Here is a 12,845-nt window from a genome sequence, read left to right as displayed (position 1 = left end):
GATTTGGTTATTAAACTAATTCTACCCGTTATGGGTTATTTTTTTAATTTATGTTGCACTTGAATTGTAAATTCTCACTCTTATAGTAAAAAAGCTGTCCGACGATAACGTCGAACAGCTTGGTGGGGGTCATCCCCCTAATTTATTAGTTAAGGCAATTACTTTTCGTCGGCCGGCTTTTCCTTAGCCCACTTGCGAATTGCTTCAATCTTCTTTTCCTTCAGAGCCCGCTTGTAACGTGATGCTACGGGACGGCGACCTTGAACGCCATGTGGATGTGCTTTACGCATTGGGATATGCCTCCTTTATTCTACGTGAATTTCAACATTCCCCATTATACTGGTGCAGTGCCGGAAAAGCAACCTCTTTTAGCCGATTGATTGCTGATGCAAAAGAAAAGCAGAAAATTTAGCCAAATGATTTGACCTTTTTTGACCAACGGTATATAGTAAGAGCATCAACAAGTTAGCAATCAATGCTAGCAAGTGCTAATTTAGGAGGCGCAAGCATGAACTTAGTTCCAACTGTTATTGAACAGTCCTCACGTGGCGAACGGGCCTACGACATTTACTCGCGGCTGCTGAAGGACCGCATCATTATGCTGTCTGGTACTATTCAAGACGACATGGCTAACTCAATTGTTGCCCAATTACTCTTCTTGGATGCCCAGGATTCAACTAAAGACATTTATATGTACATTAACTCACCTGGTGGTGTCGTTACTTCTGGGATGGCCATCTACGACACGATGAACTTCATCAAGTCCGATGTCCAAACCATCGTTATCGGCATGGCTGCCTCAATGGCCAGCGTCCTGGCATCATCTGGTACCAAGGGCAAGCGCTTTGGGCTGCCACACTCACAAGTCCTGATTCACCAACCTTCTGGTGGTGCTCAGGGGCAACAGACCGAAATTGAGATCGCGGCAACCGAAATTTTGAAGACCCGGAAGATGATCAACGAAATCCTGGCTCAGAATTCTGGTCAATCGATCGAACAAATCAACAAGGATACTGAACGGGATCACTACCTGACCGCTCAAGAAGCTGTTGATTACGGCCTACTCGATGGCATCATGTCCAACAACGAAATTAAGAAGTAATAAATAAGTAGTTAAACTTTATTAAGGAGTCAAGACTTTCCCGGTCTTGGCTCCTTTTTCGTTGTAAAATGTATGTTTTAGGGCAAACTTTTAAAATTGCTATTGCGAATTGAATTGAAGGGAAGTTTTTTGATGAATACCCGCAACTCTGGACGTCACTTAAAGTGGCCCCTTGTTCTTAGCTCACTAATCATTATTATTGAGCTCTGTGCAACGGCCGGTGGCGCCCTCACCAGTTTGACGATTGGCAGTCCGTTGTTTATCGGCTCGTGGCTGTTCAAGTGTCTAGCCGTTGCCTTGATCGTCACCATTCCGGTCCTCCTGGGGGCTTATGTTCAACCGGAAGACAACTTCGTGACCCTGGCCGGCGGGATGTTGGTCAGTGGCCTGATCTTTTCATTAATTGATCGTTTAACGTCTCAGTTGCCAAAAGATCCTCGTGAATTGTATTTGATGGCAAACGTCTTCGCCTACTGGCTGATGCTCTGCCTCCTCGCTGCGATGGCTCCCTGGCTAAAAAGCCTGATCCGTAACATTCCGGTGACGACCCGCCGTCACATTACCCTGGCCGTTGGCATCATCTTTTTCGTGACCGACCTAATTTGGCACCGGGACTTTTTCGGCTTCCGGACCGGGAATACGATCACCTGGGATGCCTTCCTCTTCCTAGCTGGTGACTGGCTGTCAGAAGATCCCCGCGTCAAACAATGGTCCAACCGTCGCTGGGCCGTTCTCGCGCTAGTGACCTGGTTAGCCGCGGCAATCCATAACTGGTACCGCATCTACAACGTCAACTACAGTCCACACAACGGGATTAACGTCACCAACCACTATCTTGTGGGCCTGAGTGCTACCCAAGCCTTCATGCTGGTCTTCATCCTGGTGTTGGCTGCCTGGTTTATCCACAATTATCCCCGCCAGCAAGTGGACCTCACCACCTTGCTCAGTGGCGAAACCATTCTGCTCTGTCTGATGATCATCGCCCGGTCACTGGCAACTCCTTATCAACGCACTAATCTCAATCCCTACCTATTATTGGGACTAGAAATCCTGGGAACAATTATCGTTTTCGCCGCTCTTTGCTGGTTATTGAACCGAAGTGTTCGACAGTTTAATCGTCCGCTGGACCTCCTGCCGGCAATTAAAGGGCTAGCTCGCTGGCTTGAGAGAAACTGGCGCTGGTGGCTTGTTATCGCGGTTGCCTGGGCTCTCATTGCCCTCTCCTACCTGATGATCTGGTCCGGCAATAATGACATGGTCGTGTGGCTCTTCCACAATCGCCCAACTTTGGTCTGGCTCAACATCATGATTTTGTTAGCCATCTTTGCCATCATCATGGCGATCTGCAACCATTACTGGCCTGCTCTTATTTTAATGACCGCCTTTAGTCTGGTTTGGACCACCGCTTCCCAGCTCAAAATTGCGAGTCGGGACGAACCGATCCTGCCAACTGACCTCTCGATGATCGGTTCTGTTAAAGAATTGCTTTCGATGGTCAATGGCAAAGTGGTCATCGCTATGGTGGTAGGACTGGTAGTGTTGGCAGCCATCGCTCTTGCCCTGCAACACTTCGACACCAACGCGAGTCGTCTCAGCTGGAAGGGGCGGTTGATTATGGCAATTGTCGCCTGTGCCTACCTTGGCAGCTTTGCTTTTGCCAACCACAACAACACACCCGTCCGCCATTATCTCGATAACGCCCAGGACGTTCCCTACTTTTACAAACAAATCCGGGGAGCCAAAATCAACGGGACCCTCCTCCAGTTTGCCAACAACGTCGACGTCACCATCATGGCCAAACCAGCCGGCTACTCCAAATCAACCATGGAAAAATTGGCCAAACATTACCGTCATGTCGGCAGTCAAATCAATAAATCTCGGTCTGGGAATGCCAAGTCGCAATCACTAATCTTCATCCTCAGCGAAAGTTTCGCGGATCCGCGGCGGGTTCCTGGCCTAAACGTTAATCACAATCCGATTCCCTACATCAGCCAAATCAAAAAACACACCACCGGCGGTTTAATGCTTAGCTCCGGCTATGGTGGCGGGACTGCCAACATGGAATACATGGCCTTGACGGGACTGTCGGAAGCTAACTTCTCACCGACCCTGCCAACTCCTTACTCCCAGTTAGTGCCCTACCAAAAACAAGCCTGGTCAATCAACCAGCTCTTTAATTACAGCCAGGCCGTGCACCCCTTCTCCGCCCAGCTCTATAGCCGCAACCGGGTCTACCCGAAGTTCAAGTTTGACCGTTTCTACCACTACGGCAGTCACCCGGCATTAACTTACACCAGCACGATTCAGAACAACCCACGGGTCTCTGACGACGCGACCTACAAGCAAACCCTCAAGGTACTTAAGCAGCACCATGCCGGTCAGTTCATCCAAGTCGCAACGATGCAAAATCACATGCCATACCTGCCGACCTATTACCGCAAACTTCACTATACCGTCAGCGGTGACGCGGCGCCGACCGATAATAGTGTCGCCAAAATCGAAAGTTACACCCAGGGTATTCACTACACCGACGGCTCAACAAAGGCTTTCCTGCACCGCTTAGATAAGGTTAAGAAACCCGTCACCGTTGTCTGGTATGGCGACCACCTGCCAGGCATCTACGGCCACGTCTCAATGAGTCAGTACGGTATCGCCCTTCACGAAACCGACTACTGGATCTACAGCAATCCTGCGGCAACCGGCCATGGCCGTAAGCTGGAAAAGCACAAGGTTGTCAGTCCGAACGACTTCGCCGCAATGGCACTGATGCAGATGAACGTCAAGGTCTCACCGTACTACGCCTTGCTGACCCGCATCTATACGGACATGCCCGCGATGAGTCTATCGACCAACGGGACGGATCACAATAACACCATTCATACGGGAGGGACGACCTTCGTGAACCAGCATTCACAGGCAGTCAACCTGAACCGCAAGCAGCAACGGCTGCTCCACGACTACAAGCTCGTCCAATACGACCTTACGGCTGGCCACCAGTACCTCTTTAAGAAGAGCTTCCTGAAGACACCGGCAAAATAAGGCATATAGAAAAAGTCTGTTTGACACATGAAGTGCCAGACAGACTTTTTTTCATTAGCTCTTAGGAAACACCGGAACGCAGTTTTTCCGCGTACTGGTTGATCTTCCGCAGTCGGTGGTTAACCCCTGACTTAGAGATTGGCCCATCCGGCACCAACTCGCCAAGTTCCTTTAAGGACACCTCTTGGTGAGCCAGCCGGGTCTCGGCCATCACCCGCAGTTTGTCGGACAACTGGCTGAGACCGCCACGGGCCTGGATGAGCCGAATATTGGCCAGCTGCTTGTTCGAAGCATTTGCCACCTTGTCCAGGTTTGCGTTTTCGCAATTAACCAGGCGATTGACGGAGTTGCGCATGTCGCGGACAATCCGGATATTTTCAAATTGAAGCATGCTTTCGGTTGCCCCGATCAGCTGGAGAAAATTAGCGATTTTCTCCGCTTCTTTAAGGTAAACGATGTAGCCACTCCGCCGACTGGTAGTCCGCGCATTCAGCTTATAACGGTTGATCATTCTGGCGATCATCGCGTTGTGTTCCTTGTACAAAGAATAAATCTCCAGGTGGTAACGCGAGGTCTCCGGATTGTTGACCGAACCACCCGCTAAAAAGGCGCCCCGCAAATAAGAACGACACTGCAAGTCGTCTTTCAGCAAGCTTAACGGCACATCTTCTTTAATCTGTAAACCATCTAAAATCCCCAGGTCGCTGAGGAGGTCTTGAGCGTGGTAACGCAGCCGGACCACGTAGGTATTATTCTTGTGCAGCTTCATTTTGCGCCGCACTAAGATTTCACTTTCAACCTTGTAAAAATCCTTGATGAGGACGTAGATGCGCCGGGCGATTGCCGGGCTTTCGGTTGACACGTTAAGGATCAGTTGGTGGGAAAAAAGACTCAGGGAGCCGTTCATCCGAATCAGGGCCATCAGTTCCGCCTTGGCGTTGGCCGGCTGACTCACGGACAGCTGGGTGAGCTCCTTCTTAACTTGACTCGCATAGGACACAGCCACACCTCCTAATCGTGCACTTCGTGAAGCCGGTTTAACAGTTCAGCTGCCACCGACTCCTGGTCGTGGAAGGCCCCGTTATCACGCAGCCGCACAAAGTTGGACGAAATCACCCGACAGCCCTGCTCCCGCAAGCCACGGAAATTGTGACCAACCGGCCGGGAAATCTCGTTCCATTGCTGAAAATTGATGTAGTCTTCTGGAATTGGCTGGATGTTAACCAGGACCGTGTCGATGAAGTTCTGCCCGATGTGTTGGTTGAGAACCCGCACGTGATCAGCATCAGTAAAGTTATCTGTTTCGCCCTTCTGGGTCATGATGTTGCAAACGTAGATAACTTCCGCCTTGGTCTTGCGAACCGCTTCACCGACGTTTTTAATCATCAGGTTCGGGAGGATGCTTGTAAAGAGGCTTCCCGGCCCCAGCACGATTTCATCCGCATTCATAATGGCGCTGATGACTTCGGGCATCGCGGCCGCTTCGTGCTGGTCGCTGTCTTCTGACGGGGTGACCCAAACGCGTTTGATCCGGCTGTGGGCCTTGGTGATTTCGGACTCCCCGCTCAACTTCTTACCATCCGTAAATTCCGCATTTAGGGTAAGAGGTTCATTGGCCACCGGAAAAACATGGCCGCGGATCTTCATCATCCCCGATAATTTCTGGACTGCCGTAAAGATATTGCCCTGCATCTCCGATAAGGCCGAGATGATCAGGTTGCCGATAGCATGACCAGCCAAGAACTTGTCATTCGAGTCAAAGCGATACTGAAAAATATCCTGCTCCAGTTTTGGCAAGTCGGACAAGGCAACCAAAGCGTTGCGGATGTCACCAGGCGGCACGACATTGACGTAGTTGCGTAAAACACCTGATGAGCCCCCATCATCAGCAACAGTAACCACGGCGGTAATGTCAACATCTTTGTCGCGCAACCCCCGCAGAATAACTGGTAGACCGGTGCCGCCACCGATCACCACAATTTTTGGTTTTTGATACATTGTTATACTCCTAGTCTGCTTTGTGAACGTCCCGATGGTGAACGTTCACCGTATATTCTTTCTGGCGCAAATCGTCAGCCAGACGGTTGGCAATTGTGACAGAACGGTGCTGGCCACCAGTACAGCCGATCGCGATCGTCAAACTGCTCTTACCCTCATGAATGTATCCCGGTAAAGCGACCTCAAGCAGGCCTAACAAGTGCTTGTAAAAGTCTTGCGAGACCTGGTGGTTCATAACATAGTCTTGGACAGCTTTGTCATTGCCGGTCAAGTGCTTCAATTCGGGAACATAGTACGGGTTGGGCAGAAAACGGACATCCATCACGATATCGGCGTCCAATGGCAAACCGTATTTAAAGCCGAAGGAAAGAACTTCGACATAAAAGTTGTTTTCATCCCCGTCCCCAAAATAATCCGCAATGCGCAAGCGCAAGTTACGCGGGGTGAGGGTTGTGGTGTCAATAATCACATCGGCGTGACTCTTCAGGTCATTCAACAATTGACGTTCGCGTTGAATGCCTTCCAAAACAGTGCCGTGAGGGGAAAGCGGGTGGTTGCGCCGGGTTTCTTTGTAACGCGAAATCAGTTCGACATCACTCGCGTCCAAAAAGACCAGCTTAACCCGAACGTCATCCCGGTCACGCAGTGTTGCAACGGTGCTAGCGACTTGGTCGTAAAAGCCACGTGAACGTGAGTCCATCACCATGGCCGCCTTATCAGACTCATCAGACTGCTTTAAAACATCAATGAATTTCCCTGCCAGTGACGGCAGCATGTTATCGATGACGAAGTAGCCTAAATCTTCGAGACTCTGCACGGCCACCGTTTTGCCAGCTCCGCTCATCCCTGTGATGATGACCACATCCATTTGTTTTGCCATCTCGTTGCCTCCAATTTTGAATCACTTCTGAAAGTATAACATACCGGGCGTGTCTTGTAATGCGATTGTTCGTCAATTGACGAACAAAGCCAGCATGATAAGAAAGGGCGAGCAAAAGTCATCTTCGCCCGCCCTTTAATTGCCGAAACGAACATTCATTGCGGCCAAACCGCGTTGACGCTTTTCTCGACTCGTTTATTTCTTTTTCGCTTGGCGTTCGGCCGCCCACTGACGGTCCCGCTTGAGCATCGGTCCCAAGTACTGGCCAGTATAGCTGGCAGCCACCTTGGCAACTTCTTCCGGCGTACCGGTTGCGACCACTTGACCACCGCCTTCACCGCCTTCGGGGCCGAGATCGATCAGCCAATCAGCCGATTTGACGACGTCGAGTTCGTGTTCAATGACGAGGACGGTGTTGCCAGCGTCAACAAGGCGCTGCAATACTCCCAGCAAACGCTTGATATCATCCATATGCAGACCGGTAGTTGGTTCATCAAGGATGTAAAAACTCTTGCCATGGCTCTGCTTGTGCAGTTCGGCTGCCAGTTTCATCCGTTGTGCTTCCCCACCAGACAGTGTCGTCGCCGGCTGTCCAAGGTGCACGTAGCCGAGGCCGACATCTTCGATCGTTTGTAGTTTACGCCGAATCTTCGGAATCGCGTGGAAAAACTTGAGGGCCTCACTGACGGTCATGTTGAGCACGTCAGCAATATTTTTACCCTTGTATTCCACTTCCAAGGTTTCCGAATTATAGCGAGTACCATGGCAGACCTCGCAGGGAACGTAAACGTCCGGCAAGAAATTCATTTCGATCTTCAAAATGCCATCGCCGTGACAGGCTTCACAGCGGCCGCCCTTGACGTTAAAACTGAACCGCCCCTTGGTGTAGCCACGCATCTTCGCATCGTTGGTCTGGGCAAAAAGTTCGCGAATGTCATCAAAAACCCCAGTATAAGTTGCCGGATTACTCCGCGGCGTCCGGCCGATTGGCGATTGGTCGATATCAATGACCTTTTCGATGTTCTTCAAGCCCCGAATGGACTTGTATTTGCCCGGTTTAGCAGAATTGCCGTTGAGTTTTTGGGCCAGGATTCGCTTCAGGATCAGGTTGACCAAGGTCGATTTGCCCGAGCCGGAAACTCCGGTGACACAAATAAACTTACCTAAGGGGAATTTTACCGTAATGTCCTTCAGGTTGTTAGCCTGCGCCCCGGTCACGGTGATAAACTTGCCATTTCCCTGCCGCCGTTTTTCTGGCACAGGAATGAACTTCCGTCCAGACAGGTATTGTCCCGTCAACGATTTTCGCGAGCGCATAACCTGCTTGGGGGTACCAGCGGCCATCACGCGGCCACCATTTTCACCGGCGCCCGGGCCAATATCGACGATGTAATCAGCTGCCCGCATCGTGTCCTCGTCATGTTCCACGACGATCAGGGTGTTGCCGAGGTCGCGCATCTTCTTCAGTGAGCGGATCAGGCGGTCATTGTCCCGTTGGTGCAAACCGATGGACGGTTCATCGAGGACGTAGATAACCCCCGATAAGTTTGAACCAATCTGGGTGGCCAGGCGAATCCGCTGAGCTTCCCCACCGGAAAGCGTCCGGGCCGACCGCGACAGGGTCAGGTATTCCACCCCGACGTTCTGCATAAAGGTCAGCCGATCGATGATTTCCTTAAGAATCGGCTGGGCAATCTTCATCTTCTCATCCGATAATTTCACTGCCTTGAAGAACGGCAAAGCCTTGCTGATCGGCAGTTCACTAACCTGACCGATGTTTTTCCCCATGATTTGCACACAGAGAGCCCGTTCGTTCAAGCGATAACCATGGCAAAGGGAACACGGCAACTCCGTCATGTACTTACGCATCTGGTCGCGGGTAAAATCTGAGTTTGTTTCCTTGTAGCGACGGGCAACGTTATTGACAACCCCTTCAAACGGCACGTCGACGTCCCGCACCCCACCGAAGTCGTTTTCGTAGTGGAAATGGAAGGTGGTCTTCCCATTACCGTAGAGGACTAGTTTCTGCTGTTTTTTTGGCAGTTTATCAAACGGCGTATCCATCGAGATGCCGGCCGACTGACAGAACTGTTCGAGAAGTGCCGGATAGTACTGGGAAGAAATCGGGTTCCACGGCGCCATTGCCCCTTCGCGGAGGGTTTTAGTGCGGTCAGGAACTACCAAGTCAACATCAACTTCTAGCTTGGAACCGAGACCTTCACACTGTGGACAGGCACCCATCGGGGCGTTGAAGGAAAAGAGTCGTGGCTCCAGCTTACCGACCGTAAAACCACAGATTGGGCAGGCGTATTGCTCAGAAAAAGGAATCGCTTTTCCGCCAATCACGTCGGCAATCGCATAACCACCGCTCAGACGGAGGGCTGATTCAAAGGAGTCAAACAGCCGGGAACGAATCCCGTCCTTCACAATAATCCGGTCCACTACCACGTTGACGCTGTGTTTCTTGTTCTTATCGAGTTCTGGCACTTCATCCAGCTCATAAGTTTCCCCATCGACTTGGACCCGGACGAAGCCCTCCCGCTTAACCTTGGCAAGGGCCTTTTTCTGGGTACCTTTCTTGTCCCGGACAATCGGCGAGAGAATCTGTAAACGGGTCCGTTCCGGCAGTTTCAGGACCCGGTTCACCATCTGCTCGGGTGACTGACTCGTGATTGGGATGTGGTCGTTGGGACAGATTGGCGTCCCGACCCGCGCCCAAAGCAAACGCAGGTAATCATTGATCTCCGTCACCGTTCCCACCGTCGAACGAGGGTTATGGCTGGTGGTTTTTTGATCAATCGAAATGGCCGGTGATAAACCGTCGATGCTGTCAACATCGGGTTTGTCCATCTGGCCTAAGAACTGTCGTGCGTAAGCAGAAAGGCTTTCCACGTAACGGCGCTGTCCTTCTGCATAGAGGGTGTCAAAGGCGAGCGAGCTCTTCCCTGAACCGGACAGACCCGTGATCACGACTAACTTATTCTTCGGTATCGTCACATCAATATTTTGTAAATTGTGAGCCCGTGCTCCATGGATCACAATTTTGTTATTAGTGTTTGCCAACTTTAACTCCCTTCCTGTGCTTGCTTGATCCCTTTTTAACCGAACCCTTTAGTTCCAGAACAGTATCACGCAGGGTTGCCGCCTGTTCAAAGTCCAGTCGCTTGGCCGCATCGCGCATTTGTTCCGTCAGTTCCTGAAGCATCTTTTCTTGCGCCGCCCGGCTCAACTTGGCAAAATCTCGATCAGAGAACTCTTGGTCGGTCTTCTCATCCTGCTTATCATCACTCTTTTGGACAGCCGTAATCGCAGCCTGAATCGGCTTGATGATCGTTTTCGGCGTGATGTGGTGATCGCGATTGTACTGCTCTTGAATAGCCCGCCGCCGCTTCGTTTCGTCGATCGCCTTTTGCATCGATTCGGTAACGGTGTCGGCATACATGATGACTGCCCCGTGTTCGTTTCGGGCAGCCCGGCCGATCGTCTGAATCAGCGACCGCTCATTGCGCAAGAAGCCTTCCTTGTCGGCATCTAAAATCGCCACTAAGGAAACTTCGGGCACGTCCAGTCCTTCCCGCAAGAGGTTGATCCCAACCAGGACGTCAAACTTGCCGAGTCGCAAGTCCCGAATGATCTGACTCCGTTCGAGGGTCTTGATACCGCTGTGGAGGTACTTGCACTTAATCCCCAAATCTTTTAGGTAATCGCTGAGGTCTTCTGACATCTTTTTGGTCAAAGTCGTCACGAAGACCCGCTCGTGTTTTTCAACCCGTTTGTTGATTTCACCCACCAGGTCGTCAATCTGTCCCATGACAGGGCGCACATCAATGGTCGGATCGAGCAATCCGGTTGGCCGAATGATCTGTTCAACGACGTGATCCGTCTGTGCGAGCTCGTACGGGCCGGGCGTCGCAGACATATATACAACTTGATTGACTCGTTCTTCAAATTCATTTAGCTTGAGCGGCCGGTTGTCGAGGGCACTCGGCAGACGGAAACCGTAGTCGATCAACATCTGCTTACGGGCCCGGTCACCGTTGTACATTCCCCGCACCTGGGGCATCGTCTGGTGGGATTCATCAACGACCAGCAAAAAGTCCTTCGGGAAGAAATCGAGGAGGGTAAACGGCGGTTCACCCGCTTTTCGACCGTCCATATAACGAGAATAGTTCTCGATACCGTTGGTGTAGCCCATTTCCCGCATCATTTCCATGTCGTAGGTCGTCCGCTGCTCAATCCGTTCCGCTTCCAGCAGCTTGCCCTGCTTGGTAAACTTAGCAACCTGATCCTGCATTTCCTTTTTGATCTGCGGCAGGGCCCGGTCCATAATATCGTCATTGGTCATGAAATGAGTGGCCGGGAAAATGGAAACATGGTCGTAGTCACCGACAACTTCACCGGTCAGCGCGTCAACCTCCCGAATCCGGTCAATTTCGTCCCCGAAAAACTCAATCCGGAGGGCTTTTTCGTCACGCGATGCTGGGAACACTTCAACCACGTCGCCGTGAACCCGGAAACGGCCCCGCTGAAAGTCAATATCATTGCGGTCAAATTGGATTGACACCAGGTCGCGCAGCAACTGATTGCGTTCGATTTCTTGACCAACATGCAGGGATAACACAGACTTCTGATATTCCCGTGGATCCCCTAAACCGAAAATGCTTGACACTGAGGCCACGACGATAACATCGTTACGCTCTAACAAAGAACTCGTTGCCCCGTGCCGCAGTTTATCAATCTCATCATTGATCGAAGCGTCTTTTTCGATATAAGTGTCACTAGAAGGAACGTAGGCTTCCGGTTGGTAGTAATCATAGTAAGAAACGAAGTACTCCACCGCGTTATGCGGAAAGAACTTTTTCATTTCGCCGTAAAGCTGTCCCGCCAGAGTTTTGTTATGGCTCAAAATCAAGGTTGGCTTATTGACCCGGGCAATCACGTTGGAAATCGTGAAGGTCTTCCCGGTCCCGGTCGCCCCCAACAGAATCTGGGCTTTTTCTCCATCCTGAATCCCCCGGGTCAGCTTATCAATGGCTTGAGGCTGATCGCCAGTGGGCTTGTAATCAGAAACCAGTTCAAAATCACGGTCAGGTTGACGATAAATCATGTTTGCCTCCTCATTTTTCGACGTCTTTCTTCGTGCCGATCCCTTTCAGCCGGGATCTCACAGCCACAGTTGATTTTACCACACGAACATACATTCTCCCAAAGCATATACTCGCGATTACCCGGGAAATAAAAAACGAGACTGATGAAAATTCACCAGTCTCGTTCATCAATATTGGCAGCCACTACTAGTTGCTTTGCTTCCGGTAACCCAGATAGAACTGAACAATCGCCAAGATGACGTTGACCCAGTTAACGACAAGGAACCAGGTTGCCAGCGTACCAGCCGGGTGACTTACCCCATAAAATACCCAGAAGCCAATGATTACTGCTACGACGTTGATCCAAGCAAAAGTTTTAATCAACTTCTGGTTTGATAACTGAGTGCACATCCAAATCAGGTTAACAATCAGCCAGATTAACAAAATCCAGAAAATAGCGTTAAACATTTTAATGACCTCCTTTGGTATAGAATCCGAAGGGATTTGAATGGAATTCTATAATGAAAGCTATTTCAAATTTTCTTCCCTTCACTTTTTATCCTAGACCATTTCAGTCGATTTACCAGGAACAAAGTCAGCACTTAATACCATTTGTTAACATCTGATCATTATTAGTCCAGCCTTACATACAATTAGTAAGTAGTGCCAAAATGAAACGAAAATCATTTTCTGTTTCCAACAAATTCGCAAATATCAAAAAAAGTGGTGACTAGCCACC

At 50.4% G+C, this 12,845-nt stretch carries 9 protein-coding genes; 2 read left to right on the top strand and 7 right to left on the bottom strand.

Going from position 1 to position 12,845, the window contains the following annotated elements:
- Positions 1 to 158 precede the first annotated feature (158 nt).
- Entirely contained in the window at positions 159 to 290 is a 132-nt protein-coding gene (locus tag QOR82_RS05705; RefSeq protein ID WP_283583814.1) for a hypothetical protein, read from the bottom strand.
- A gap of 218 nt (positions 291 to 508) precedes the next feature.
- Between QOR82_RS05705 and clpP the strand changes: the two genes are divergently transcribed.
- Both clpP and QOR82_RS05695 read left to right on the top strand, forming a co-directional pair.
- A complete protein-coding gene (gene clpP / locus QOR82_RS05700; RefSeq protein WP_283583813.1) occupies positions 509 to 1,102 on the top strand; it encodes an ATP-dependent Clp endopeptidase proteolytic subunit ClpP in 594 nt (197 codons plus the stop codon).
- Positions 1,103 to 1,234: 132 nt separating this feature from the next.
- A complete protein-coding gene (locus tag QOR82_RS05695) occupies positions 1,235 to 4,141 on the top strand; it encodes an LTA synthase family protein (RefSeq protein WP_283583812.1) in 2,907 nt (968 codons plus the stop codon).
- Between the two features lie 61 nt (positions 4,142 to 4,202).
- On the opposite strand, the gene whiA is transcribed toward QOR82_RS05695, so the two are convergent.
- The 6 genes from whiA to QOR82_RS05665 all read right to left on the bottom strand — a co-directional run bounded on the left by whiA (position 4,203) and on the right by QOR82_RS05665 (position 12,574).
- Positions 4,203 to 5,141: a DNA-binding protein WhiA gene (whiA, locus tag QOR82_RS05690; protein ID WP_283583811.1), complete on the bottom strand. Its 939-nt coding sequence runs from the start codon at positions 5,139 to 5,141 to the stop codon at positions 4,203 to 4,205.
- 11 nt (positions 5,142 to 5,152) lie between these two features.
- A complete protein-coding gene (locus QOR82_RS05685) occupies positions 5,153 to 6,139 on the bottom strand; it encodes a gluconeogenesis factor YvcK family protein (protein ID WP_283583810.1) in 987 nt (328 codons plus the stop codon).
- A 10-nt stretch (positions 6,140 to 6,149) separates the two neighbouring features.
- Positions 6,150 to 7,019, bottom strand: a complete 870-nt coding sequence (gene rapZ / locus QOR82_RS05680; protein ID WP_283583809.1) for an RNase adapter RapZ — start codon at positions 7,017 to 7,019, stop codon at positions 6,150 to 6,152.
- A 195-nt stretch (positions 7,020 to 7,214) separates the two neighbouring features.
- On the bottom strand, positions 7,215 to 10,082 hold the full coding sequence (uvrA, locus tag QOR82_RS05675) for an excinuclease ABC subunit UvrA (protein WP_283583808.1): 2,868 nt from the start codon (positions 10,080 to 10,082) through the stop codon (positions 7,215 to 7,217).
- Complete coding sequence (uvrB, locus tag QOR82_RS05670) at positions 10,069 to 12,126, bottom strand: excinuclease ABC subunit UvrB (RefSeq protein WP_283583807.1); 2,058 nt, start codon at positions 12,124 to 12,126, stop codon at positions 10,069 to 10,071. The genes uvrA and uvrB overlap by 14 nt, the downstream gene beginning before the upstream one ends.
- 187 nt (positions 12,127 to 12,313) lie before the next feature.
- Positions 12,314 to 12,574 (bottom strand): hypothetical protein, encoded by a 261-nt coding sequence (locus QOR82_RS05665; protein ID WP_283583806.1) that lies wholly within the window; start codon positions 12,572 to 12,574, stop codon positions 12,314 to 12,316.
- Positions 12,575 to 12,845 lie beyond the last annotated feature (271 nt).

Source organism: Limosilactobacillus difficilis (genome assembly GCF_947387495.1).
In the GTDB taxonomy this organism is placed as follows: domain Bacteria; phylum Bacillota; class Bacilli; order Lactobacillales; family Lactobacillaceae; genus Limosilactobacillus; species Limosilactobacillus difficilis.
The sequence above is the reverse complement of the archived record's forward strand: the minus strand, read 5'-3'. Positions and strand labels throughout refer to the sequence as shown.

Coding starts and splice junctions, on each gene's coding strand:
- QOR82_RS05705 (WP_283583814.1), bottom strand. CDS start 290: ATGCGTAAAGCACATCCACATGGCGTTCAAGGTCGCCGTCCCGTAGCA.
- clpP (WP_283583813.1), top strand. CDS start 509: ATGAACTTAGTTCCAACTGTTATTGAACAGTCCTCACGTGGCGAACGG.
- QOR82_RS05695 (WP_283583812.1), top strand. CDS start 1,235: ATGAATACCCGCAACTCTGGACGTCACTTAAAGTGGCCCCTTGTTCTT.
- QOR82_RS05685 (WP_283583810.1), bottom strand. CDS start 6,139: ATGTATCAAAAACCAAAAATTGTGGTGATCGGTGGCGGCACCGGTCTA.
- rapZ (WP_283583809.1), bottom strand. CDS start 7,019: ATGGCAAAACAAATGGATGTGGTCATCATCACAGGGATGAGCGGAGCT.
- uvrB (WP_283583807.1), bottom strand. CDS start 12,126: ATGATTTATCGTCAACCTGACCGTGATTTTGAACTGGTTTCTGATTAC.
- QOR82_RS05665 (WP_283583806.1), bottom strand. CDS start 12,574: ATGTTTAACGCTATTTTCTGGATTTTGTTAATCTGGCTGATTGTTAAC.